Origin of the sequence: Halomicrobium mukohataei DSM 12286 (assembly GCF_000023965.1) — an archaeon.
GTDB classification, from domain to species: Archaea; Halobacteriota; Halobacteria; order Halobacteriales; family Haloarculaceae; genus Halomicrobium; species Halomicrobium mukohataei.
On the sequence record NC_013202.1, the window covers coordinates 122,440 to 144,343 of the forward strand.

Genomic DNA, 21,904 nt, shown 5'->3' on the forward strand with positions numbered 1-21,904 from the left:
GCTCGATGTCCTCGCTATTCTGTCAGTACCGTCGAACACAACTATATCTGTAACGTTTCGGGTCACGGCGAGGCAGTGGCACGGAGAACGTCGACAACTGTCGTCGACCCGACCGGCGGTGAGGTACCGCTTCGACCGATCTGGCACCAGTTTACTGCTCTCGTTTTCGTGTATCGATCGAGCCGGAGGACGACGAGCGACAGCGGCGCGCCGTCGGCCGGACGAGGATCTGATCCCCAGTGAAGGAGCGTCAGATGGTGTTTCGCGGACGGTAGTACACTTCCACGTGGCAGACCTCGACGGGGACCAGACGCGGCGTCGAGCGCCGGCGACACTCCCGATATCGACTGAACTACCTCGATTCGAGTATAGAACGGTCACTGATCTGTCTTTCTTCATAGTTTTTCGTCTTCGAATATCACTTCCAGAAGAGTTCGACGTTCAGGCCGAGCAGCGACGAACGCAGCGACGGCCGCCGATCGGACGGTCGAGAACGAGGGTCAGGGTGGACAGCGTTGTACACATTTAGTGTACTACGGTCGCCGCCTATTACAGAACTATGCCTGTAAAGCGACGCGGAGAGTCCACAGTGAGTGTATCGGATGGCGACGCCGGTCCGAGAGTCGCCCCCGGGAACACGCGTCTCCCGGATCGGCCAGTCCCCGAAACGACTAAACGAGCCGAAACCACACGTCAGAGCGAACACGATGAGCGAAATTACCGACTACGAGCTGTTCGAAGTCCCGCCGCGGTGGCTGTTCCTCCGGATCGAGACCAGCGACGGCCTCGTCGGCTGGGGCGAACCCGTCGTCGAAGGCCGGGCGAGGACCGTCCGCACCGCCGTCGAGGAACTGATGGACAACTACCTGCTGGGCGAGGACCCGAGTCGGATCGAAGACCACTGGCAGACGATGTACCGCGGCGGCTTCTACCGCGGCGGGCCCGTGCTCATGTCGGCGATCGCCGGGATCGACCAGGCGCTGTGGGACATCAAGGGCAAGCACTTCGACGCCCCGGTCCACGAGCTGCTGGGCGGCAAGGCCCGCGACCGCATTCGCGTCTACCAGTGGATCGGCGGGGACCGTCCCTCCGACGTGGCCGAGCAGGCCCGCGAGCAGGTCGAAGCGGGCTTCACGGCGCTGAAGATGAACGCCACCGAGGAGATCGAGCGCGTCGACGACCCCGCCACCATCCAGGCCGCCGTCGACCGGCTCCGGCAGGTCAGAGAAGCGGTCGGCGACGAGGTCGACATCGGCGTCGACTTCCACGGCCGCGTCACGAAACCGATGGCCAAGCGCCTGGTCGAGGAGCTGGCTCCCTACGAACCGATGTTCGTCGAGGAGCCCGTGTTGCCCGAACACAACGACGCCCTCCCCGAGATCGCCCAGCACACGACGACGCCCATCGCCACGGGCGAGCGAATGTTCTCCCGGTGGGACTACAAGTCGCTGTTCGAGAACGGCACCGTCGACGTGATCCAGCCGGACCTCTCTCACGCGGGCGGTATCACCGAGGTCAAGAAGATCGCGGCGATGGCCGAGGCCTACGACGTGGCGATGGCCCCCCACTGCCCGCTGGGACCGATCGCGCTGGCGTCGTGTCTCCAGGTCGACGCCACCGCCGCCAACGCCTTCATCCAGGAGCAGAGCCTCGACATCCACTACAACGAGACCAGCGACGTGCTCGACTACCTCGCCGATCCCGCGGTCTTCGACTACGACGACGGCTACGTCGAGATCCCCGACGACCCCGGTCTGGGCGTCGAGATCGACGAGGAGTACGTCCGCGAGCAGGCCGAGCTCGACCACGACTGGCACAACCCCGTCTGGCGACACGACGACGGCAGCGTCGCCGAGTGGTAGCCACGAGACCCCGACTGTGCGGAGGGGTCTCGTCCAGCGCGAGCGGGAGTGAACACGGCGAACGACACGTGAGCAGCGAGGGGCGCGACCGAAGGGAGCGGCCCTCGTCCAGCGCGAGCGGGAGTGAACACGGCGAACGACACGTGAGCAGCGAGGGGCGCGACCCTCGTCCAGCGCGAGCGGAACGGAGAATACTTACCGAGCGGGCCGACACGTCCACTCGATGCCAGCAGACCCGACAGCCAACGCCGTCCCGAACAGACACGCAGACAGCGTCGCCGTCGTCACCGGTTCGACCCGCGGCATCGGCGCTGGCGTCGCCCGCCGCTTCGCCGCCGAAGGGGCGTCCGTCGTCGTCACTGGCCGCTCCGTCGAGCCCGGCGAGCGCGTCGTCGCCGAGATCGAGGACGCGGGCGGCGAGGCGACCTTCCTGCAGGCGGACATGCGCGATCCCGCCGAGATCCAGGCGCTGATCGAACACACCGTCGAGGAGTACGGCCGCGTCGACACGCTGGTCAACAACGCGGGCGTCCAGACCGAGACCACCGCCAGCGAGGCGACGCTGGACGACTGGGCGTTCGTCGTCGAGACCGATTTCCGGTCGTTCTGGCTCTGTGCCAAACACGCGGTCGAGCACATGCCCGAGGGCGGCACCGTCCTCAACATGTCCTCGAACCACGCCCGCCTGACGATGCCCGGCCTCTTCCCGTACAACGCCGTCAAGGCCGGCATCGACGGGATGACCCGCGCGATGGCGCTGGAGCTCGGCCCCGAAGGGATCACGGTCAACACGATCAACCCCGGCTGGATCGAGATCGAGCGGACCAGCGAGGAACTGGGTGAGGACTACGAGTACACCGAGGAGATCCATCCCGTCGGTCGACTCGGGACGCCGGCCGACGTGGCCGGTCTCGCCACCTTCCTCGCCAGCGACGACGCGACGTTCGTCACCGGCGAGAGCATCCTCGTCGACGGGGGGCGCTCACAGGTGATGCAAGACGACGTGTACCTCGACTACCGTCGAGAGTGATCGGTCGGCCACGACCGCCGACAGGAGCGATTGTCTGCCGGCGTAGTATAACTATTTAATTACATACCGAGCTAAGTATTCTGAATTGGACCATCTTTGAGCCCATAATGCCCATAGATGTACCCATACAGACTATTATATACTGATAGAATCTATTAGTGACCCAGGCCCCCCATGCGAGTCGCCGAAAACCACAATCTATTGTGGAAAGCGCTATTCTGGTCGAAAGCTCCAGCGGACGGGGGCGCGTGTGGTCGATCGACACACCGCCCAAGCGCATTTGTGTCGCGATCGAGACAGCGACGGTATGGCAGATCACACAGCCGTCGCCGCCACACTCGAAGGGCACGATTCGTGTCTGCTGGTGGTCCACGCCCACGCGGACCTCGACGCGGTCGGTGCCGCCGTCGGACTCGCCCGCACGCTCGACAGCGACGCACGGATCGTCGCGCCGGACGGCCTCAAGCGACGAGCGCGACAGCTGGTCGAGGGGCTCGACGAGACCGTTCACACTCCCGACGGGGTGGCGGTCGGCGACGCCGACTGTCTGGTCGTCCTCGACGCACCGTCGAGCGACCGCATCGAGCCGGTGTGGGGAGCGATGACGCCGGAATCCCTCGTCGTGATCGACCACCACGAGCCCGACGACCTCGTCGAGGCGTCAACGGTCGCTGCCGTCGACACGACCGCCGGTGCGACGGCCGCGCTGGTCGCCGACGTGATCGACGCGCTGGATGGGACAGCGGGCTCGAAGGCACGGATCGCGCTGGCGGCGGGGCTGTTCGACGACACGAGCGGGCTCGCCGGTGCCTCGCCCGAGGAGATCAGTCGCTTCGGCGACCTCCTGGCCGACAACGACCACGTCGACGTGCTCTCGGCGCTGCTCGAACACGAGCGGTCGTTCGGCCAGCGAGTCGCAGCGAGCAAGGCGGTCGTTCGGGCGACGGGCTACCGCGCCGACCGAACGCTGGTCCTGACGACGACGATCAGCAGCCAGCAGAGTGTCGCTGCACAGGCACTCCGGGCGACGGGCGCGGAGATCGCGCTCGTGTTCTCCGAGCGCGACGACCAGTGCTGGATCGTCGGCCGCGCCGAGTCCGGGAGCATCAACCTTCCCGAGGACCTGTTCGAGCCACTGGCCGAGACCTTCGGCGGCGACGGCGGCGGCCACGCGGGTGCCGGCGTGGCGAAGCTCGAAACGACGGCGCTGGAGACCATCCGAGAGGAGACGCTCGCTCAGCTGGAAGCGACGCTCGGGACGGCGCTCTCGGCACTGTCGTAGGCTGGCGAAGGCGTGACCGTCGATTTGGAGAAGACCGTTGACAGCCCTCCGCCGCCCCTGACCGAGACGGACGCGACGACCGTGCCTCGAACGACACCAGTAGTGGTGCGAACGGGCACACATTTATCATTATTTACCACCACGGTAGTCGTATGCCAGGCGGCAGCGATATGACCCTGCATCAGTTCCTGTGGCGCGCGGAAAACGTCTTCGGCGACCAGGAGATCGTCTCTCGGACCCACGAAGGAATCCACCGCTACACGTTCGCGGACTATGGGGACCGCGTGCGAAAGCTCGCGAGCGTCCTCGACCGGCGTGGCTACGGCGAGGGCGACCGGATCGCCACCTTCGCGTGGAACAACCACTGGCACCACGAGCTGTACTTCGGCGTGCCCTGTCAGGGCGCACAGCTACACATGATCAACATCCTCCTGCCGGACTCACACGTCCAGCACCTCGTCGACGACGCCGAGGACGCGGTGCTGGTCGTCGACCCGACGATGCTCGACGCCCTCGAAGCGGCCTACGACGAGGCGGCCTTCGACAGCGTCGAGCTGTTCGTCGTCATGGGCGACACCGTCCCCGAGACCGACCTGGAGCCGGTCACCGACTACGAGTCGTTCATCGCCGACGGCGACCCCGACTACGAGTTCCCCGACGTGAGCGAGGACCAGCCGGCCGGGATGTGCTACACCTCCGGGACGACGGGGATGCCCAAGGGCGTCGAGTACACCCACAAGATGTACTGGGGGCACACGATGGGGCTGCTCACCGGCGAGCTGGGCCTCACCGCTCGCGATACCGCGATGACCGTGGTGCCGATGTTCCACGTCTCGGGGTGGGGTCGCCCGTTCGCGACGCTGGCCTCCGGTGCCAAGCAGGTCCTCCCGGGACCGAACCCCGAGCCCGAAGACCTCGCCCGGCTCGTCGAATCCGAGGGCGTGACCCAGAGCGCGGCGGTCCCGACCGTGTGGCGCGGGCTGCTCCAGTACGCTTCCGAGGCCGATCCGGACCTCGATTCCCTGGAGTACGTCCTCTCGGGTGGGTCGGCGACGCCCAAGGGCCTCATCGAACGCTACCGCGAGGATCTGGGCATCGAGCTGGTCTCGGGCTACGGGATGACCGAGACGACGCCGATCACGCACCTCGCCGAGACGATTCCAAGCAACGTCGACGCGGACGGCGACGAGCGGACGGCGACGCGTGCCCACGCGGGGCTACCGCTGCCCGGCGTCCAGCTGAAAGTCGTCGACGAGGACGGCGCGGAGGTCCCGTGGGACGGCGAGTCGCTGGGCGAACTCCTGATGAAGGGGCCGTGGGTCACCACCGAGTACTTCAACGCCCCCGACAAGACCGAGCGGTCGATCACCGAGGACGGGTGGCTCAAGACCGGCGACATCGCACGGGTCACCGAGAACGGGTACACCGACGTGGTCGACCGCCTCGACGACCTCGTCAAGAGCGGCGGGGAGTGGATCTCCAGCGTCGAGCTGGAGAACCGTCTGATGGGTCACGAAGCGGTCGCGGAGGCGGCAGTGATCCCCGTCGAGCATCCCACCTGGGACGAGCGCCCCGCCGCGTTCGTCGTCGTCGAGGACGACGCCACGGCCGACGACGACCTGCGCGAGACGCTTCGCTCGTTCGTCGCCGAGGAGTATCCCTCGTGGTGGGTACCGGACACCATCGAGTTCATTCCGGCGGTCCCGAAAGGCGCGACGGGGAAGTTCTCGAAGATCGACCTGGAGGACCAGTACGTCGACGACGAACTCAGAGCACGGGTCCGCGAGCAAGCCCCCGGACAGCGGTAGCTGCATCGCCGCCACGACTGGCCAGCGGTATAATTCCGTTCCGTATCTACAAATTTAAGTACCATCTCGTCCCGAGCAACGCCCATGCTCACAGAGGGGGAGGGAGAGACGAGCGCCCCGACGGTCCCGGCACCCGTCACGCCGGACGACCCGAACGCGTGGTACGCACCCGACGTTCGCGATCAGGACGAGATCCACCCCGGCGTCGTCGTCACCGTCACCGAGACGGCGGCCGGATTCGAGTACGACCTTCGGGACCCGCTGCTGTCGGTCGACGACGCCGACGCGCTCGCGACCGTCGAGGAGTACTTCGCCGACGCGCACGTAGATCGGCCGCGCACGCGCGAGGGAGCGATCGAACGCGTCGAGTCGGGGCTCGACGAGAAACACCAGCGGGTGATCGACCGTCTCGTCGACTGCTCGCCCGCGTCCAGACGACGACTCGACTACCACGCGCTGTGCTCGCTGGCCTGCCTGGGTGAGTTGACGCCCTACGCGCTGGACGACCGCATCGACGTGGCCGATCTGGGTTCGGGGTCCGTGCGCGTCCACACCGACGATTTCGCCCCCGCAGAGACCGATCTCGATCCGGACACGGAGTTTCTGGACCGCTTTGCCAGCGAGCGGCTCGAACAACACACTGTCACCTTCCACGAGTTCGAGATCCCCGTGATCGTCTACCGGGAGAACGTCCTGGGCGACGATCCGTTCACCACGAAGTACGCGGTCCGCGAACCTGACCAGCTGCCGGGCGACGAAGAGCTCATCGAGGCCTGCAAGACGCGCGTCTGGGAGGCCAGCATCGACGGGGTGCTCGAAGACGAGGTCGCGTTCGTCCGCGACCGGGCTCGGACGCTCCTCTCGCGACAGCTGACCATCCGCAACACGCGGGCCTGGTTCGACGCGGCGCGGTACCGGCTCCGGACGGCGCTGGCGGAGTACGACCTGACGGTGCCGCCGGTCGACCGTCGCTTTGCCGACGACCGGCTGGAGGACCTGCTGTACTACGTGCTGCGTGACCTCGTGGGGTACGGGAAGCTGACGGTCCCGGTCCGGGACCCGACGCTGGAGGACATCGAGGCCAACAGGGTCGACGAGCGGATCAAGGTCGTCCCGCGGCTGGACGTGGGCCACAACGAACGCGTCCCGACGAACCTCTGCTTCGAGAGCGAACGGGCGTTCGTCAACGTCGTGACCAAGCTCGCGGCCGACGACGGCACCGAACTCAACGCCTCGACGCCGAGCGCGAAGGTGAACCTCAGCCCCGAGGGCGTCGAGGAGACGATCCGGTGTGCCGTTGCACTCCCGACGATCAGCGAGGACGGCCCACACATCTCCATCCGGAAGCAGTCGCCCGATCCGATGACCCCCGTCGACCTGATCGAACGGGACGCCCTCCCGACGGAACTGGTCGCACTGCTGTGGCTGTTGTACGAGCACCACGGCGTCGTGCTGTTCTGTGGGCCGACCGGCGTCGGCAAGACGACGCTGATGAACGCCCACATGCCGTTCATCCCCTATCGTGATCGCCCGATCTCGATCGACGAGGGGTCCCGAGAGGTGTTCATCCCACACGAGACCGGCGTCTCGCTGACGACCAGAGACCACGAGCGGGACCACCGCCGCGTGACGATGGCCGACCTGATGACCGAGTGCAACTACCTGAACCCGGACGTGGAGGTCATCGCCGAGGTCAACACGGCAGCGAGCTTCGAGACGTTCGCCGAGACGCTGAACACGGGCCACGGGCTGCTCGGGACGACTCACGCCGAGGACGTGGAGACGCTGGTCAACCGCGTCGTCGAACAGGGCCTGCCCCCCTACCTCCTCCAGGAGATCGATCTCCTCGTGTTCCCGAAGCGAGTGGGCGAGGACCGCTTCGTGGGAGAGGTCGTCGAGATCGTCGACGAGACCACCTACCGAGCGCTCGATCGGGACGCCGACCGCTGTGGCGTCGTCCGGAAGGCCGACGCCACGGTGTACTGGAACACCGTCTGCACACGCGATCGAAACGGCGAGTTCGAACTCGCGGGGCTGGTCGGCGAAGGGAGCGATCCGATCCACGCCTTCGAGCGGCTGGCCGACCAGACCGACCAGACGGTCGACGGCGTCGAAGCCATGTTCGAACGCCGACACCGCTACGTCCAGTATCTCGTACAGGAGGGGATCACCGACGCCGACGAGCTGTTCGCGCTGCTTGCGGACCTCAAGACCGACGAGGCGGCGACGGTCGAGCGGCTACACCGCCAACGGGCCGACGAACCGACGGTCCGCGGGGAGGAGATCGATGGCGACTGAGACGCCACGGCAGTTGAACCCGCTCGATCGGGGACTGTACGCTCTGTTCGCACAGCACGCCGACAGCGGCCGCCACGACGGTGACAGAGTCCGGTACCGGGCCGCAGATCTGGACGCGAGCTTCGAGCTGTATCTGGCCCGAACGTACGGACTGGCCTGGGTGGCCGGACTCGCCGGGTGTCTCTTCGTGCTGGTCGTCACCGCGGCCGTCCCGCCGGCCGTCCTGGCCGAGGTCGTCGCGTTCTTCCAGAACGGCGTGCCCATCGTCAATCAGGTCCACTGGCCGGTCGTCCCGCGACCCGTCGTCGCCGTCGGGGCCGGGCTGGTCGGCGGTGGAACGGTGCGATTGCTCGTCCTGCGGGCCGGCAGTACGTATCTACGGTGGGTCGGCAAAGCACGGCGCAGCGACATCGAAGCGACCCTCCCCGGTGCCGTTCGCTACCTCCGCGTGCTCGCGTCGGGCGAACACGATCAGCGGGCCATGCTCGGCCGCGTCGCCGACCAGGACGCCTACGGAGAGACAGCCGTCGCCTTCCAGCGGATCCTCAACCGGGCTGCGCTGACCGGCAGTCTCGACGAGGGGCTGGAACACGTCGCCAGCGAGACGCCCTCTCGGGATCTGCTGGCACCGTTCCTGCTGAAGTTCCGCGAGCACGCCAACCAGAGCGCCGACGCGCTGGAGGGGTATCTCCAGATGGAGGGGCGGCTCCTCTCACACGAACAGTCGCGTCGTCACGAGCGCGCGACCGGGTTTCTCGAACTCCTGGCCGAGCTGTTCGTCGTGTTGCTCGTCTTGCCGGCGCTGCTGGTGTTGATCGTGACGATCATGGGCGTGCTCTCGCCGGGACTGTCAGAGCAGGTCGCCACGCCCGCGGGACCGATGACCGTTCGGAGCGTGCTCGTCTACGGCAGTGCCGGCTTCGTCCTGGCGGCGGGCGCATCGGCGTCGCTGCTGGTCGCTGCGATTCGGCCACACAGCGCCAGCGCACCGTCCTACACCGCTCCGGCGTCGCTCCGCTCGATCGTCGAGACGGCGAGTCGGAACCCCGCGAGCGCTGCGCGCGTGCTGGCCCCGACGGTACCCGTCGTCGTCGCCGTCCTCGCGGGACTCGGGTATCGGCCGGTCAACGTCGCCCTGCTCGCCTACGTCGCGTACGGACTCCCGGTCGGGGCCGTCGCAGTTCGACGCGCCAAAGTCGACGACGCGAAAGACCGCGAGATTCAGGACTTCGTCCACGCCGTGTCGGGCCACGTCAGTCTGGGTCGGCCGTTCAGCGAGGCCGTCGAGCGGGTGGCCGAGGAGGTCGATCTGGGCGCGCTCCAGTCGGACGTGGACCAGCTCGCGTTCACGCTCGGCCTGACCGCCAGTCCGGACGACGACGCCACCGACGGCCGGGCCGCGGCACTCGATCGGTTCGTCGAGCGGGTCGGGACGCCGATGGCAGAGCAGACGATCGGGCTCGTCGTCGGCGCTCTCGACGCCGGCAGCGACGCCGAAGACGTGTTCGAGACCCTCCAGACGGAGATCGGGAAGCTCTACCACGAGCGCAAAGCGCTCCGCTCGTCGCTGCTCGTCTACGTCGCCGTCGGCTGGACGACGGCGCTGCTCGTGGTCGGGATCGTCGTCGCGGTCAACGCCTACGTGCTGGACGGGTTCGCACAGCTCTCGACGGTGTCCAGTGGCCCCGGCATCACGATCGATCCGACCGCCGTCGATCCGCCCCGCGATCGCTATCGGTTCTACGTCGTCACGCAGGCGACGATGCTTGGCTGTGGGTGGTTCGCCGGTACCGCGAGCCGCGGGCGCTACGAGGCGCTGTTACACTCGGGCGCGCTCGTCGCCGTAGCCTACGTCGTCTTCACCGGGGCTGGGATGGTATGACCGAGCGCGCACAGTCTCACGTCGTCGGCGTGGTCCTGTTGCTCGGACTGACGGCCATCGCGATGGGCGGGCTGACCGCGACGATCGGAACGATCGTCGACGACCAGACCGCGAGCGCGGACGCGACCCGCGTCGCAGACGACCTCGACGCCGCGTTGCGGCCGGTCGAGACGACGGGGCATCGCTCGGCGACGGTCAGCTTCGCCGACGGGACCCTCGGCGTCGAAGACCGGGAGCTCCGCGTCCTCGACAGCAGTGGCGTCGTGGCGACTGTCGAGACGGACGCCGTGGTCTTCGAGAGCGAGCAGCGCCGCGTCGGGGCCGTCGCCGGTGCGATCACCCGCGGTCGGGGAGACAACACGTGGCTCAGAGCGACGCCACCGATCACGAGCGGGCCTGACGTGCTCGTCGTCGGCGCACAGCGGCTCAACGGCTCCGGCAGCGTCGGCGGCACGGGCGGCGTGACGACGACACTCCGGACCAACGTCACACACGACCGGCAGGCACTCGGGAGCGGCGAGTACCGGGTCGCGATCGAGACGGCGACCCCCGGCGCGTTCGAGCGATTCGCACGGGAGCGCGGTCTGGACGCGACGGTCCGGGACCTCGACGGCGACGGTGTCCCCAGCGCCGTGATCGAGTTCGAGGGGACGCGGACGGCGTATCTGGTCGTCCACGACATGCGACTGGAGGTGGGGACGTGAACGACCGCGCGGTCACGCCGGTCGTCGAGAAGACGATCACGATCGGACTGGTCGCGCTCTTTCTGGCCGGCGTGACCACTTCGCTGTTCGGCGGAGCGGTCCCGGCAGCCCGCGACGCCGCCGGTGGGTCGATCGGCGATCGGACGCTGGCGACGGCGACCGAGCGCGTCGAGCAAGCGATCCCGCCAAACGTCGCGAACGTGACCGTCCGTGAGCGCGTCAGGTTGCCGGCGACGATCCGGGGCAGCGGCTACGCGATCGAAGCTGACGGTCGATCGCTCGTCCTCGATCATCCCGAACCGGCAGTCGGTGGTCGCAGTCGGCTGGTGGTGCCACCGAGCGTACAGCGAGTGAGCGGCTCGTGGGAGAGCGGGAGTGAACTGGTCGTCGTCGTCCGGACGGCCAACGGCGGCCTGTCGGTCGCGCTTCAGGAGGGACGCCCGTGAGTCGGCAGTCGCGGGCATCGTGCGGGCGCGCCCAGACCGGACTACCGGCACTCGCGATCGCGCTACTCGTCCTGACGATGGTGACCGGCATCAGTCTCGCACTGGCCGACGGGGCGATCGGAGCGGCCGACCGCGAGCCCGGTGAACGACGCGTCGCCGTCTCGCTGGCGGCCGGCCTCGTCGCGCCCGAGTCCCCGCTGACGGAACGCGCGAACGTGCTCGGCGAGGAACGGCTGTCGAACGTCGACCAGCGCCAGTTGCGAACGGCGTTCCCGGTCACCGACGAGACGGCAGTCAGGGTCGAACTTGACGGTGACCCGCTCGTGACGACCGGTACGCCGCGAACGGGGACGACGATCCGCCGCCTCGTGGTCGTCGAGGAGCGAACGACGGAACGGGTCGAGCCGTCGCTGGGCTGGCAGCGGCGCGTGACGCTGCCACAGCGGGGCGCTGGCGCACGCCTCACGCTCGTCCCGCCGGCCGGCACGAACGTGACCACGGTCCGAGCGAACGATCGCGTCGTCCTCCACGACGAGGACGGCCTCGCCGGCACCTACGAGATCGACCTCTCCAGGTTCGAGACCACGACGTTACAGTTCTCGGCGAGCGGACCGCTACCCGACGGCAGCGTCGAAGTGGAGTACGACGCGATTCGGACGCACAAGGCGACGCTGGCGGTGACTGCCGATGGATAGGGCCCAGCTACCGGTCTCGCTGCTGGAAGCCGCTCTCGGCGTCGTCGTGATCCTCGCGGTCGCGCTGGGATTCGTCGTCGGCGTGCCCACGCCCGACACCCGAGAGCCACAGTTGACGGCCTACGCGAACGACGCGGCGACGATCCTGGTGAACGAACCGCCGGAACACCGCGATGCGACCCGGCTGGCCGAGATCCTCGCCGACGAGCAGTCCTTCCAGCGCGAACGGGACAAACTACGGGACCGGACCGGTGCGATCCTGCCCGACAACCTCATGTTCCGGGTCGAGACACCACACGGAGCCGTCGGGTTTCCCGTCCCCGGGGGCGTCACCACCGGCGAGGCCACCGTGACGACCGTCGAGGGAGCGCTGACGATCCGGGTGTGGTACGCATAGCCGGCGACACGGCGAGTCGGCCGGAGCGACGCGCGGGCGAGAGTGGTGGATGGTCACCCGTGGTCGGCGTCACCGCCAGATCGAAGCGCGGAGGCGGCACCGACGAGCGCGGTCACGCCACCGACGACGACGAACTTCGCGGGTCCGTCGGAGGGCTCGTTTTCGAGGAACGCCTGCCCCGGCGAAGCGGGGTTGACGTACGCCGTCACCGTCTCGCCGACCTCGTACTCCGAGAGAGCGTCCTCGGCCGCCGAGCGGGTGTCGTAGTCCGTCGCGATGCTCGACGGGCGAATGTCGTTGCCGGTGTAGGTCGTGCCGTCGAACTGGTACTCGAAGGTGGCCGTCGGCTCGTAGTCCGTGCGGCCACGCCGCTGAGGTATCGTCTCGACGCCGGTGTCGGTGATCGTCGCCTCGACCGTCGTCGTGTCCGACAGCGTTTGGGCCTGTTGCTGGTATTCGTACGCACCGTAGCCGGCGATGGCGACACCGACCACGAGGACGAAGACGCTGCCCTGGAGGAGGTCGAGTTGTTTGCCTGCGAGTGAGAGTTTCGGGGACACGCCGACAGGTGAGATCCCGAAACGACTTAAAACCCGGACGCTCGCGACGGGACCGACGACGGCCTCGTACTGTCCAGAGGGCTTCGCGTAGAGTTCCGGCAGGTCGGCCACTCCGAGAGGCGACACTTTATATTCTATCGAGCAAGAGCGAATCATACTGTGCTTTCGAGACGCCCGGATGCCCGGCGTGGGCAACTCGTCCTCGTCGCGGCAGTCGTCGTCGCCGTCGCGCTGATCCCGATCGTGGTGGCGTATCTCCAGCTGGGCTATCACGCCGACGTGCGCGCGAGCGGGGACTACGACGATCCGACGGCCGACGCGACTCGAACGCTGACGCGGGCGCTGGCGACGGCAAGCGCAGACGTACCCGCAGAGCACGGGTGGACCGACCGCGACGACGCGGCGACGACCGTCCGTGATCGGCTCGAACCCCGCATCGAGCACGTCGAGCGAGCACGCCTCGACGCCGGCACGGCGCGGTCGCTGAGCTACAACGCGACGGACGCCCAGCGGTGGGCGGCGTCGTCGTGTCCGAGTGGCGACGGACGGTCGTTTGGTCGCTGTGTCGCGATCGACGGCGTCGTCGTACAGGAGCGGGCCGATCGGACACACGTCCTGGGCGTCGCCGTCGACCTCACCGTGACGAGCGAGCGCGGACGGACGGTCGCGACGGTACGGGTGCCGACGGTGGCGGGCCGTGAGAGCTGACGAAGACGAACCGCTGCGAGCGTCAGGTATTTGTTTTCGAGAGGACAACTCCGGGAGAGTACCGATGACAGACCGAGAGGTGATGAGCGATCTCCAGTTCCTGACTGGATCGCGTCACCGGGCGACGATGCTCGCCGCACTCAGCGAGGAGCCGCTGCGCCCGACGGAGCTCTGTGACCGCGTCGAGGCGACGAGGACCACGGTCCAGCGTATCCTCGCCGGTTTTCGAGAGCGGACCTGGGCCGAGAAGATCGACGGACGGTATCGAGCGACGCTGACGGGGCAACGAGTACACGAGCGATATCGCACCCTCTGGGAGACCGTCGAGCGAGCCGACAGACTCGCACCACTGGCGACGCATCTGGACCGGTTCGACGAGCCACTCCCGGTCGAAGCGTTCGATCGTGGATCGATCACGGAGGCGACCGAGCAAGAGCCCCTGGCAGCCGTCGACCGCATCGTCGAGTGGCTGAGAGACAGCCAGGGCGACCACATCGAGACGACGACACCCATCGTCGCAAACACGTTCAACGAGACCGTCTCGGGACTGCTGGAGACGGATCTCAGCGTCGAGATGGTGATCGACGAGAACGTGTTGGAACGATCGATGACCGACTTCGAGACCGCACTCGAACGCGGGCAGACACACGAGTGTGTCGACGTATGGGTCGCGCCGGAACCGTTGACCGACGGACTGATGGTCCGCTCGGACCGTGCCGCCGTCGTCGCCTACGACGAGACGAACAACGTCCGTGCGGTGCTCGAATCGGACGACGAGACCGTCGTCGGGTGGGGACGCCGGCAGTTCGAGACGACGAAGGACCGGGCACGACCACTGGCAGACGTACTCTCCGAGAGTAGCGTCGAGGAGTAGCGCGAATCGTCAGCGGGGTGGTGCTCGACGCCGCCGGACGGCGGGTCGAACCACGGGCTCGGCTACGGGGCGGTCCGAGGTGGCGACGCCACCACGTATCGATAGCAGTTCTTACGGCACCTATAGTTACCTGCCGGAAGGTGTTACAGGGCCTGTAACAGTACCGTCGGGGGCCCCTGCACATCGTATATATAGTCGCCGACCGAACTGTGAGACATGTCACCGCCCGGACGTGAAGTCGAGTACACGGAATCCGACGTGATCGAGGTGTTCAAAGACCGCGACGACTACGCCGAGCCGTTGACGGCCTCCGAAGTCGCGGAGTTGCTTGGCTGTTCCCGACGGACCGCCCTGAACAAACTGCACGACCTCCAGGAGAGTACGGACCTCACGAGCAAGAAGGTCGGCGGCCGAAGTCGTGTCTGGTGGATCCCGGTCCGGATGGACTAGTCGAAGCCCCACTCTTCGGCCCGTCGCTTGGCCTCCGCTCTGGCCTGTTGTTTGATCGCGTCGATCTTCGCTTCGTCGTCGAGAAACGCCTCGACTGCACCGGCGTCAGAGCGGTCGGGACCGTCGTCGTCGGCCGGCGTTTCCGTCTCCCGGTCGGCCGGAGCAGCGCGCCTGGTGCTGGCTGCGAGGGCGGGATCGCCAGCGAGACGCTCGGCTGGCATCCCGGGTGGCACTGCGAGTTCGGCGTGATCGCCGATCTGGTCCAGTGCCGTGTCGTCGAGCGCGACGAGTTCGACGTGGTAAGGTCCCGGCATCCCCAGGTCGGCCAGCGCACTGGGGCCGCCGCGATCCGTCCCGGTGTAGTAGGCCTGTTCTGGCACGCCGTCGCGAAACGTAACGATTCCGTGGCCGCCAGCGTCCAGCAACAGCGTCTCCTGGGGCTCGAAGACGGCGTAGCCGGTCAGGGACCGGTCGAGCGCGGCCGCCAGCGGATCGCGCGGATCGGCGACGACCCGAGAGTGGACCAGCCTGCCTTCGGGAACGTTCATGGCGAGTCGGGGATCACAGCACTCCGGAACCGATCTGCGACCGCCTCGGAGCCGCGATCGCGAACGTCGATCCGCGTCGCCGCCCGCCTGAACGACGTTGCCGGCGGCGAGGACGGCGCGTGCGCCAGCAGTGGCCGGCCGGCCCGCCGAGCCTCACGAGCCGCCTCGCTGGCCGGCACCGTCGCCAGCGTCGGCCCGTCGAAGTACTGCTCGGTCTTGGCTGCGATCTCGTCGATCGCGTCGTCGTCGTGGACCTTGTTGAAGAGGAGTCCGGCCACGTCGGTGCCGTAGGAGGTCGCGTACTCCTGTACTTTGAGCGCGTCAGACAGCGCCGGAATCGTCGGCTGCAAGACGACGATGACGCGGTCGGCCAGTACGATCGGCAACACGGCCGAGCGACTGTCGAGGGCCGCGGCCGAGTCCAACAGCAGGATATCGGTCTCCGCGGCGAGATCGGCCACGACGGCACGCAGACGGGTCGGGTCGGCGTCGCGAAAGTCGTCCAGGCTCGTTCCACAGGGGACGACCGTCATCCCGAACCGCTCGTAGGTCGCCGCTTCGACCGGTGCGTCGGCCGCGAGCACGTCGTGAAGCGTCGTCTCCACGTCTGCAAGTCCCGCGTGAAACAGCATGTTCGCCATCCCCGTATCGGCGTCGACGACCGTCACGTCGTACTCCTCGGCCAGAGCCATCCCCAGCGCAAGCGTGCTGGTCGTCTTGCCGGTCCCACCTTTGCCGCTCGCCACCGCGAAGGCCTCGACCATCGTACGATCGGCTGTTTCGCCTTGTTTTAAACAGTTGTGGATGTGGATCGAATACGGCAGGTCAGTCGCGCCGCCCGACAGCCACCAGCGAAGTCGCTGCCAGTCCGGCGAGGAAGATCGGCGGCAGTGGCCCCGAGCCACCGCCACCGGGTTCCGACTGGGAACTCTGGCCCGACGGCGGTCCGCAGGATTCTGCGGTGCCCGAACTCCCACCGGGGTAGTTACACTCGTCAGTCGAGGACTTGACGACGACCGTCGAGATCGACTGTCCGGAGGTCCACTGGACGGCGACGACTTCCGACGGATCGTTGTCCTTGAACTCGGATGGGGTCACAGTCACGCCCATCGCGTCACCGCCCTCTGGCGCGAAGGACCCGTCGCCCTGGTCCTCGAATTTGACCAGGAGCCGCTCGCCTTCGGGACACGGATCGTTGCCCGATCCCTGTTCGCCCGGGACACAGAACGCGACGAAGCTGATCGCCGCGAGATTCTGTGGCGTGTCGGTTGGCGTGTCAGTCGGCGTGTCAGTCGGAGTGTCGGTCGGAGTGTCAGTCGGAGTGTCGGTCGGCGTATCCGTGGGGGTATCCGTCGGGGTGTCAGTCGGAGTGTCGGTCGGCGTGTCGGTAGGGGTGTCCGTCGGCGTATCGGTTGGCGTGTCGGTCGGCGTGTCAGTTGGCGTGTCAGTCGGCGTGTCGGTCGGAGTGTCAGTCGGGGTGTCGGTTGGCGTGTCAGTTGGCGTATCGGTCGGCGTATCGGTCGGGGTATCGGTCGGCGTGTCAGTCGGAGTGTCAGTCGGCGTGTCGGTTGGCGTGTCAGTCGGAGTGTCGGTCGGCGTGTCAGTCGGAGTGTCGGTCGGCGTGTCGGTGGGGGTGTCCGTCGGCGTATCGGTTGGCGTGTCCGTCGGCGTGTCAGTGGGGGTGTCGGTTGGCGTATCCGTGGGGGTATCCGTCGGGGTGTCCGTCGGAGTGTCGGTCGGCGTGTCAGTTGGCGTATCGGTCGGAGTGTCGGTCGGCGTGTCAGTTGGCGTATCGGTCGGAGTGTCGGTCGGCGTGTCAGTCGGGGTGTCGGTTGGCGTGTCGGTCGGAGTGTCAGTCGGGGTGTCGGTTGGCGTGTCGGTCGGAGTGTCAGTCGGGGTGTCGGTTGGCGTGTCAGTCGGGGTGTCGGTCGGCGTGTCAGTTGGCGTATCGGTCGGAGTGTCGGTTGGCGTATCCGTGGGGGTATCCGTCGGCGTGTCAGTCGGGGTGTCAGTCGGAGTGTCAGTCGGGGTGTCAGTCGGCGTATCGGTCGGAGTTTCGGTCGGCGTCGCAGTCGGCGTTTCGAGCACTGCGCAGTCGCTGTTCAGCACGTAGGCCGCTCCGGCGTCAGTTGCGCTACTGTCGTTCCGTGGCGCACCAACCGCGATGTCGTCGAAGCTGTCGTCGTCGAGATCACCAACGTCGTCGACCGCACGGCCCGCTCGATCGCCGGCCGCTTCGCCGCGGAAGATCGCGTCGGCGTCACTCAGCGAGATGTTACCCGAGAACGATTCGCTGCCGGCGACGACGTAGGCCGCTCCGGAGGCGTTCCCGTTCGAGTCGTTCTGCGGCGCGCCGACGAGCACGTCGTCGACACCGTCACAGGTCACGTCACCGGAGCCAGCCGACGAGACCGCAACGCCCGCCCGGTCGCGGTCACCTTCGCCGGTCAGACGCACGTCGGCGTCGGCCAGCGACACGTCGCCAGACCTGTCTGGCTCGCCGTAGACGACGTACGCCGATCCCGCCGCGACCGTTCCGTTGGGATCGGTAAACGGTGCGCCGACGATCACGTCGGCAGTGCTGTCGTTGTTCACGTCACCCGCGTACGAGACCGACCAGCCCGCGCGGTCCGCACCGTCGACGCCACGGAGTCGCAGGTCGGCGTCGCCGAGATCCCGCTCGCCGCCGACCGCGCCGTAGACGACGTATGCAGCCCCGCTCCCGGCCGGTCCGTCGGCGGCCGTGTAGTTGTTCGCACCGACGATCACGTCGGCCGTACCGTCGGCGTTCACGTCTCCAGCGTGCGAGATCGACCAGCCGGCCTGGTCGCCCGGCGACTCGCCGGTCAGCGTAGCGGTCGACTCCGCCCCGAGGTCGACGGTGCCAAACAGCTGCTCGCCGGAGACGAGGTAGGCCCCACCGGCGCTGTCGTTGGCGAAGGGTGCGCCGACGGCGACCCCGTCGGGACCGTCGAGTCCGCTGGCGTTCGAGACCGACCACCCGGCACGGTCGCCCGGCGAGTCGCCGATCAGCGTCACGTCCGCGTCGGCGAGACTTATCCGGTCGGCCATCGTGTCGCCGCCGTAGACGACGTAGGCCGCGCCAGCGTTGCTGGCCGTGCTGTCGTTGCCCGGTGCGCCCACGATCACGTCTGCGTAGCCGTCGTCGTTCACGTCACCCGCGTACGACACGTCGTAGCCAGCGCGGTCGGAGGCCGCCGCGCCGACGAGGGTCACGTCGGCGTCGGCCAGCGAGACCGTGCCAGGATCGGCCGGGCCGAAGAAGACGTAGGCCGCCCCCGCGTTGGTCCCGCCGGTGTCGTTCTCCGGTGCGCCGACGACGAGATCGTCGATTCCGTCACCGTTCACGTCGCCCGCGTTCGCGACCGACCAGCCCGCGGTATCGTTTTCGGCAGTGCCGACGTACTTCGTTTCCGCCTCCGAGAGGTTCGTCTCGCCGGAGAACCCACTGGGCGCTGACTGCTGGGCGACGATATCGTCCGTTCGCTGTGAGATGCTCGCGTCGTCACCGAGTGCTGTCACGCTCGCGACGATGGGACTCGCCGCGACGACCGCGGCGATCAAGACGACGACCGTCGCCCGTCCGATCCGCAGTCGGATCTGGGAAGTGTTACTCATTACAGTAGACCAGCGCTGTGACGCACTTCGTTATGTAGACGGAACTAGCGGAAATCCGAGCCAACTGCGTCGAAATCAGCGGCTATCGTGGCAACTGATACGGACGGTTGTAGCGATGTCCCGGTGAGTGTCTCTCCGTCCGAGCGCTCACCGCTACGCAGCGACGACGTTCCGTATGAAACGGTACACACAGCGATAGTCGACCACGATACCGGAGAACGGTGATAGGTCCAGATTACCGGAGTCGGCCGGCGACACTCGATCCCGAACTCAGAACTCCGTGCCCTTGCGCGCACCCTGGCCGTCGTCCAGCGGGTGGCGTTCCTTCGCGACGTTCGTGACGAGGTCGGCGTACTCGGTCAGGAACGCCGGGCGCTCGTGGCCGCCGGTCAACACCAGTTCGAGATCCTCGGGTGCCGACTCGATCAATTCGATCACGTCCGCGGGCGCGAGCAGGTCGCGGTTGGCGGCGTAGAGGATCTCGTCGAGGACGAGCATGTGGAGGCCGTCTTCGGGCGGGCCGTCGAGGGCCAGCGGTGCCGAGAGGTCGGCGACGATGGCGGCCTCGATCAGTTCCTCCGCGCGAGCCAGCGCGCCCCGCGCACGAGCGGCGTGTTCGTCGTCGTCGCTGCCGTCGAGGAAGCCGTGCCATCCGTAGTGGCCGGCGTTCTCGTATGAAAAGCCCGGCAGTGCCGCGATCGCGTTGTACTCGCCCCGGACGTCTTCGACGCTGCTGGTCCCCCCTTTCATGAACTGTAACAGGTGGACCCGATAGCCGTGGCCGGCCGCCCGCATCGCCATCCCGAGCGCGGCGGTCGTCTTCCCCTTGCCGTCGCCCCACCAGGCCTGTACGAGACCGAAGTCGTCGGGTGCGCTGGCTGTGATCGGTTCGGCCCGCGGACCGCCGTCCGTGTCCTCACTCATACTCGTAGTTCCGGGGGGCGAACACATCGGCCTGACGATCGGTCGTGACACCGTAGCGTGCGTCCGCGACCGAGGCCGGCGGATCGTCGTCGGCGTACCGCGCCCGGAAACTGGCCCGGACCGCGTCGCGGACGCAGGCCCGCCCGGCGGACCCGACCGTCGTCGCACTGCCGGCGAAGTCGGCCGGATCGCCGTCGGTGGCGGCTCCGACGAGGACGGCGTCGCTCGTCGTCCCCGGAACGCCGACCAGCCGTGACAGCGTCGCGGCCTTGGCTTCGACGCAGGTCGCCAGCAGCTCCGCCAGCGTGCCGTCGTCGAGGGCCCGGTCGGTGCCGACGACGAGGTTGACCGTGCCGGGACGCCACGCGTCGTCGGCGTCGGCCGATCCGCGTCCCTCGCGGGAAGTCGAGTCGAGGGGCAGCGCAGCCGGATTCGAGAGCCCGACCGTCGCCAGGACCGTGACCGGTCCCACAGTGGCACAGCGGGCGTGAGTCACGTCGACGCCCGTGAGCAGACCGGGGCCGTCGATCTCGAATCCCGCGCGTCGGCGGCGTTCGGTGACGTAGCTCGACAGGTCCGTGCGGTCGAACCCCTCCGGAACGGTGACGTTGTAGACGGCGTCGGCGCGTCGATACCCCCCTGCCGGACCGGTCCCCAGCCAGCGGCTGCCGTCGCTGCGACACTGACAGACGCCGTCCCGAATCCGGGCCTCAAGCATCGAGGACGCCCAGCAGCTGCTGGTTCTCGTCGGGCATCCGCACGGCGATCCGGACGTGTGCGTCCAGCCCGCGGAACGTGCGGGCGTCCCTGATCGCCATGTCGTGTTCCCGGACCGTCGCGAGCAGCTCCTCGACCGTATCGCGCCCGTCGAGTTCCAGCAAGAGGAAGGGCGCGTCGGAGGGAGACACCCGGAAGCGACCGGCGAGCTGTGTCCGCATTCGCTCGCGCTCGGCGCTGACTCGCTCTCGGGTCGCCGCGACGAACTCCGTGTCACGCAGGCAGTGGGTCCCGACGGCGGCCGCCGGCCCGCTCAGCGACCACGCGATCCGGGCGGTGTCCAGTCGTTCACGGTGTCTCCCGGTGGCGACGGCGTAGCCGGCCCGCAGCCCCGGCAGCCCGTAGAGCTTCGTCAGCGCGCGGGCGACGACGACCCCCGGCGTGCCGGCCAGCGAAGGCTCGTCAGTGAACCCCAGGAACGCCTCGTCGACCAGCAGGGTCGTGTCCGCGTCGCGACAGCGCTCGGCGAAGGCCCGCAGTCGCTCGGCGTCGTAGCACTCGCCGGTCGGATTGTTCGGGTTGCAGACGATAGCGAGGTCGTGGCCGGCCGGGTCGGCGTCGAGGATCGCGTCGTGATCGACGAAGGCGGGGGTAGCCCCCTGCAGGCGGACCTCGCGGGCGTACTCGCCGAAGCTCGGTGCCGGGACGAGGACGGAGCCGCCCGGTTCGACGCTCGTCTGGAGCGTGAGCCGGATCGCCGCCAGCCCGCCCGCGGTCGGAATGACTTCGCGGGCCTCGCAGTCGACGACCGTCGAGGCGGCGGCACGGAAGGCACAGTAGTCGTCGGGCGGATACCGGCGGGCCGACGCGAGCGACGACTCGTACACTCGGGCGGCCCCGTCGGGCGAGCACGGATTGGTGTTCGCGCTGAAATCGAGCACCCAGGGGTCGTCGGCGCTCCCGTGTGGTACTCGCCCCTGCTCGTCGACGGCCTCGTTCTGGCCACCGGACTCTCGTAGCTCGTCGACGGCGTCGGGAAGCATACACATCATACCGGCCGTAACGCGGATAATTCTTTCG

20 protein-coding genes are annotated in these 21,904 nt (G+C 67.7%); 13 read left to right on the forward strand and 7 right to left on the reverse strand.

Features of this window, described 5'->3' with window-relative positions:
• Window positions 1–707: 707 nt before the first annotated feature.
• The 10 genes from dgoD (at window position 708) to HMUK_RS00585 (ending at window position 12,404) form a co-directional block, all read left to right on the forward strand.
• Entirely contained in the window at window positions 708–1,862 is a 1,155-nt protein-coding gene (dgoD, locus tag HMUK_RS00540; RefSeq protein ID WP_012807653.1) for a galactonate dehydratase, read from the forward strand.
• A 223-nt stretch (window positions 1,863–2,085) separates the two neighbouring features.
• Entirely contained in the window at window positions 2,086–2,892 is an 807-nt protein-coding gene (locus HMUK_RS00545; protein ID WP_012807654.1) for an SDR family NAD(P)-dependent oxidoreductase, read from the forward strand.
• Window positions 2,893–3,199: 307 nt separating this feature from the next.
• A complete protein-coding gene (locus HMUK_RS00550; protein ID WP_012807655.1) occupies window positions 3,200–4,174 on the forward strand; it encodes a DHH family phosphoesterase in 975 nt (324 codons plus the stop codon).
• Between the two features lie 152 nt (window positions 4,175–4,326).
• On the forward strand, window positions 4,327–5,982 hold the full coding sequence (locus tag HMUK_RS00555) for a long-chain fatty acid--CoA ligase (protein ID WP_049940697.1): 1,656 nt from the start codon (window positions 4,327–4,329) through the stop codon (window positions 5,980–5,982).
• Between the two features lie 84 nt (window positions 5,983–6,066).
• The gene (locus tag HMUK_RS00560; protein ID WP_012807657.1) at window positions 6,067–8,280 is read left to right on the forward strand and encodes a type II/IV secretion system ATPase subunit; all 2,214 of its coding nucleotides are present in this window, start codon (window positions 6,067–6,069) and stop codon (window positions 8,278–8,280) included.
• On the forward strand, window positions 8,270–10,162 hold the full coding sequence (locus HMUK_RS00565; protein WP_012807658.1) for a type II secretion system F family protein: 1,893 nt from the start codon (window positions 8,270–8,272) through the stop codon (window positions 10,160–10,162). The genes HMUK_RS00560 and HMUK_RS00565 overlap by 11 nt, the downstream gene beginning before the upstream one ends.
• Window positions 10,159–10,866 carry a DUF7289 family protein gene (locus HMUK_RS00570; protein ID WP_012807659.1) on the forward strand — a complete coding sequence of 236 codons (708 nt, stop codon included), beginning with the start codon at window positions 10,159–10,161 and terminating at the stop codon, window positions 10,864–10,866. Before HMUK_RS00565 ends, HMUK_RS00570 begins: the two co-directional genes overlap by 4 nt.
• The gene (locus HMUK_RS00575; RefSeq protein ID WP_012807660.1) at window positions 10,863–11,312 is read left to right on the forward strand and encodes a DUF7266 family protein; all 450 of its coding nucleotides are present in this window, start codon (window positions 10,863–10,865) and stop codon (window positions 11,310–11,312) included. Before HMUK_RS00570 ends, HMUK_RS00575 begins: the two co-directional genes overlap by 4 nt.
• Window positions 11,309–12,007: a DUF7263 family protein gene (locus HMUK_RS00580; RefSeq protein ID WP_012807661.1), complete on the forward strand. Its 699-nt coding sequence runs from the start codon at window positions 11,309–11,311 to the stop codon at window positions 12,005–12,007. Before HMUK_RS00575 ends, HMUK_RS00580 begins: the two co-directional genes overlap by 4 nt.
• The gene (locus HMUK_RS00585; RefSeq protein WP_012807662.1) at window positions 12,000–12,404 is read left to right on the forward strand and encodes a DUF7262 family protein; all 405 of its coding nucleotides are present in this window, start codon (window positions 12,000–12,002) and stop codon (window positions 12,402–12,404) included. The genes HMUK_RS00580 and HMUK_RS00585 overlap by 8 nt, the downstream gene beginning before the upstream one ends.
• A gap of 53 nt (window positions 12,405–12,457) precedes the next feature.
• Here the strand turns inward: HMUK_RS00585 and HMUK_RS00590 are convergent, their stop codons facing one another.
• A complete protein-coding gene (locus HMUK_RS00590; protein ID WP_223270962.1) occupies window positions 12,458–13,090 on the reverse strand; it encodes a DUF3592 domain-containing protein in 633 nt (210 codons plus the stop codon).
• A 33-nt stretch (window positions 13,091–13,123) separates the two neighbouring features.
• Between HMUK_RS00590 and HMUK_RS00595 the strand changes: the two genes are divergently transcribed.
• From HMUK_RS00595 to HMUK_RS00605, 3 genes are all read left to right on the forward strand, one after another.
• Entirely contained in the window at window positions 13,124–13,672 is a 549-nt protein-coding gene (locus HMUK_RS00595; protein WP_012807664.1) for a DUF7261 family protein, read from the forward strand.
• Window positions 13,673–13,736: 64 nt separating this feature from the next.
• The gene (locus HMUK_RS00600; RefSeq protein ID WP_012807665.1) at window positions 13,737–14,546 is read left to right on the forward strand and encodes a helix-turn-helix transcriptional regulator; all 810 of its coding nucleotides are present in this window, start codon (window positions 13,737–13,739) and stop codon (window positions 14,544–14,546) included.
• 216 nt (window positions 14,547–14,762) lie between these two features.
• Window positions 14,763–14,996 carry an HTH domain-containing protein gene (locus HMUK_RS00605; protein ID WP_012807666.1) on the forward strand — a complete coding sequence of 78 codons (234 nt, stop codon included), beginning with the start codon at window positions 14,763–14,765 and terminating at the stop codon, window positions 14,994–14,996.
• Here HMUK_RS00605 and HMUK_RS00610 read toward each other — a convergent pair.
• From HMUK_RS00610 to HMUK_RS00635, 6 genes are all read right to left on the reverse strand, one after another.
• The gene (locus tag HMUK_RS00610) at window positions 14,993–15,544 is read right to left on the reverse strand and encodes a hypothetical protein (RefSeq protein WP_012807667.1); all 552 of its coding nucleotides are present in this window, start codon (window positions 15,542–15,544) and stop codon (window positions 14,993–14,995) included. The genes HMUK_RS00605 and HMUK_RS00610 overlap by 4 nt on opposite strands.
• Window positions 15,541–16,308, reverse strand: a complete 768-nt coding sequence (locus HMUK_RS00615; protein WP_012807668.1) for a nucleotide-binding protein — start codon at window positions 16,306–16,308, stop codon at window positions 15,541–15,543. The genes HMUK_RS00610 and HMUK_RS00615 overlap by 4 nt, the downstream gene beginning before the upstream one ends.
• A 61-nt stretch (window positions 16,309–16,369) precedes the next feature.
• Window positions 16,370–19,183 (reverse strand): integrin alpha, encoded by a 2,814-nt coding sequence (locus HMUK_RS16535; protein ID WP_012807669.1) that lies wholly within the window; start codon window positions 19,181–19,183, stop codon window positions 16,370–16,372.
• A gap of 270 nt (window positions 19,184–19,453) precedes the next feature.
• On the reverse strand, window positions 19,454–20,107 hold the full coding sequence (locus tag HMUK_RS00625) for a cob(I)yrinic acid a,c-diamide adenosyltransferase (RefSeq protein ID WP_012807670.1): 654 nt from the start codon (window positions 20,105–20,107) through the stop codon (window positions 19,454–19,456).
• A complete protein-coding gene (locus HMUK_RS00630; protein WP_012807671.1) occupies window positions 20,100–20,825 on the reverse strand; it encodes an adenosylcobinamide amidohydrolase in 726 nt (241 codons plus the stop codon). The genes HMUK_RS00625 and HMUK_RS00630 overlap by 8 nt, the downstream gene beginning before the upstream one ends.
• Window positions 20,818–21,867 carry a threonine-phosphate decarboxylase gene (locus HMUK_RS00635; protein ID WP_049940698.1) on the reverse strand — a complete coding sequence of 350 codons (1,050 nt, stop codon included), beginning with the start codon at window positions 21,865–21,867 and terminating at the stop codon, window positions 20,818–20,820. Before HMUK_RS00635 ends, HMUK_RS00630 begins: the two co-directional genes overlap by 8 nt.
• Window positions 21,868–21,904: the final 37 nt, after the last annotated feature.

What these genes read in the sequence shown, in the direction of transcription:
- dgoD (WP_012807653.1), top strand. Translation starts at nt 708, where the DNA reads ATGAGCGAAATTACCGACTACGAGCTGTTCGAAGTCCCGCCGCGGTGG.
- HMUK_RS00545 (WP_012807654.1), top strand. Translation starts at nt 2,086, where the DNA reads ATGCCAGCAGACCCGACAGCCAACGCCGTCCCGAACAGACACGCAGAC.
- HMUK_RS00550 (WP_012807655.1), top strand. Translation starts at nt 3,200, where the DNA reads ATGGCAGATCACACAGCCGTCGCCGCCACACTCGAAGGGCACGATTCG.
- HMUK_RS00555 (WP_049940697.1), top strand. Translation starts at nt 4,327, where the DNA reads ATGCCAGGCGGCAGCGATATGACCCTGCATCAGTTCCTGTGGCGCGCG.
- HMUK_RS00560 (WP_012807657.1), top strand. Translation starts at nt 6,067, where the DNA reads ATGCTCACAGAGGGGGAGGGAGAGACGAGCGCCCCGACGGTCCCGGCA.
- HMUK_RS00565 (WP_012807658.1), top strand. Translation starts at nt 8,270, where the DNA reads ATGGCGACTGAGACGCCACGGCAGTTGAACCCGCTCGATCGGGGACTG.
- HMUK_RS00570 (WP_012807659.1), top strand. Translation starts at nt 10,159, where the DNA reads ATGACCGAGCGCGCACAGTCTCACGTCGTCGGCGTGGTCCTGTTGCTC.
- HMUK_RS00585 (WP_012807662.1), top strand. Translation starts at nt 12,000, where the DNA reads ATGGATAGGGCCCAGCTACCGGTCTCGCTGCTGGAAGCCGCTCTCGGC.
- HMUK_RS00600 (WP_012807665.1), top strand. Translation starts at nt 13,737, where the DNA reads ATGACAGACCGAGAGGTGATGAGCGATCTCCAGTTCCTGACTGGATCG.
- HMUK_RS00605 (WP_012807666.1), top strand. Translation starts at nt 14,763, where the DNA reads ATGTCACCGCCCGGACGTGAAGTCGAGTACACGGAATCCGACGTGATC.
- HMUK_RS00610 (WP_012807667.1), bottom strand. Translation starts at nt 15,544, where the DNA reads ATGAACGTTCCCGAAGGCAGGCTGGTCCACTCTCGGGTCGTCGCCGAT.
- HMUK_RS00615 (WP_012807668.1), bottom strand. Translation starts at nt 16,308, where the DNA reads ATGGTCGAGGCCTTCGCGGTGGCGAGCGGCAAAGGTGGGACCGGCAAG.
- HMUK_RS16535 (WP_012807669.1), bottom strand. Translation starts at nt 19,183, where the DNA reads ATGAGTAACACTTCCCAGATCCGACTGCGGATCGGACGGGCGACGGTC.
- HMUK_RS00625 (WP_012807670.1), bottom strand. Translation starts at nt 20,107, where the DNA reads ATGAGTGAGGACACGGACGGCGGTCCGCGGGCCGAACCGATCACAGCC.
- HMUK_RS00630 (WP_012807671.1), bottom strand. Translation starts at nt 20,825, where the DNA reads ATGCTTGAGGCCCGGATTCGGGACGGCGTCTGTCAGTGTCGCAGCGAC.
- HMUK_RS00635 (WP_049940698.1), bottom strand. Translation starts at nt 21,867, where the DNA reads ATGCTTCCCGACGCCGTCGACGAGCTACGAGAGTCCGGTGGCCAGAAC.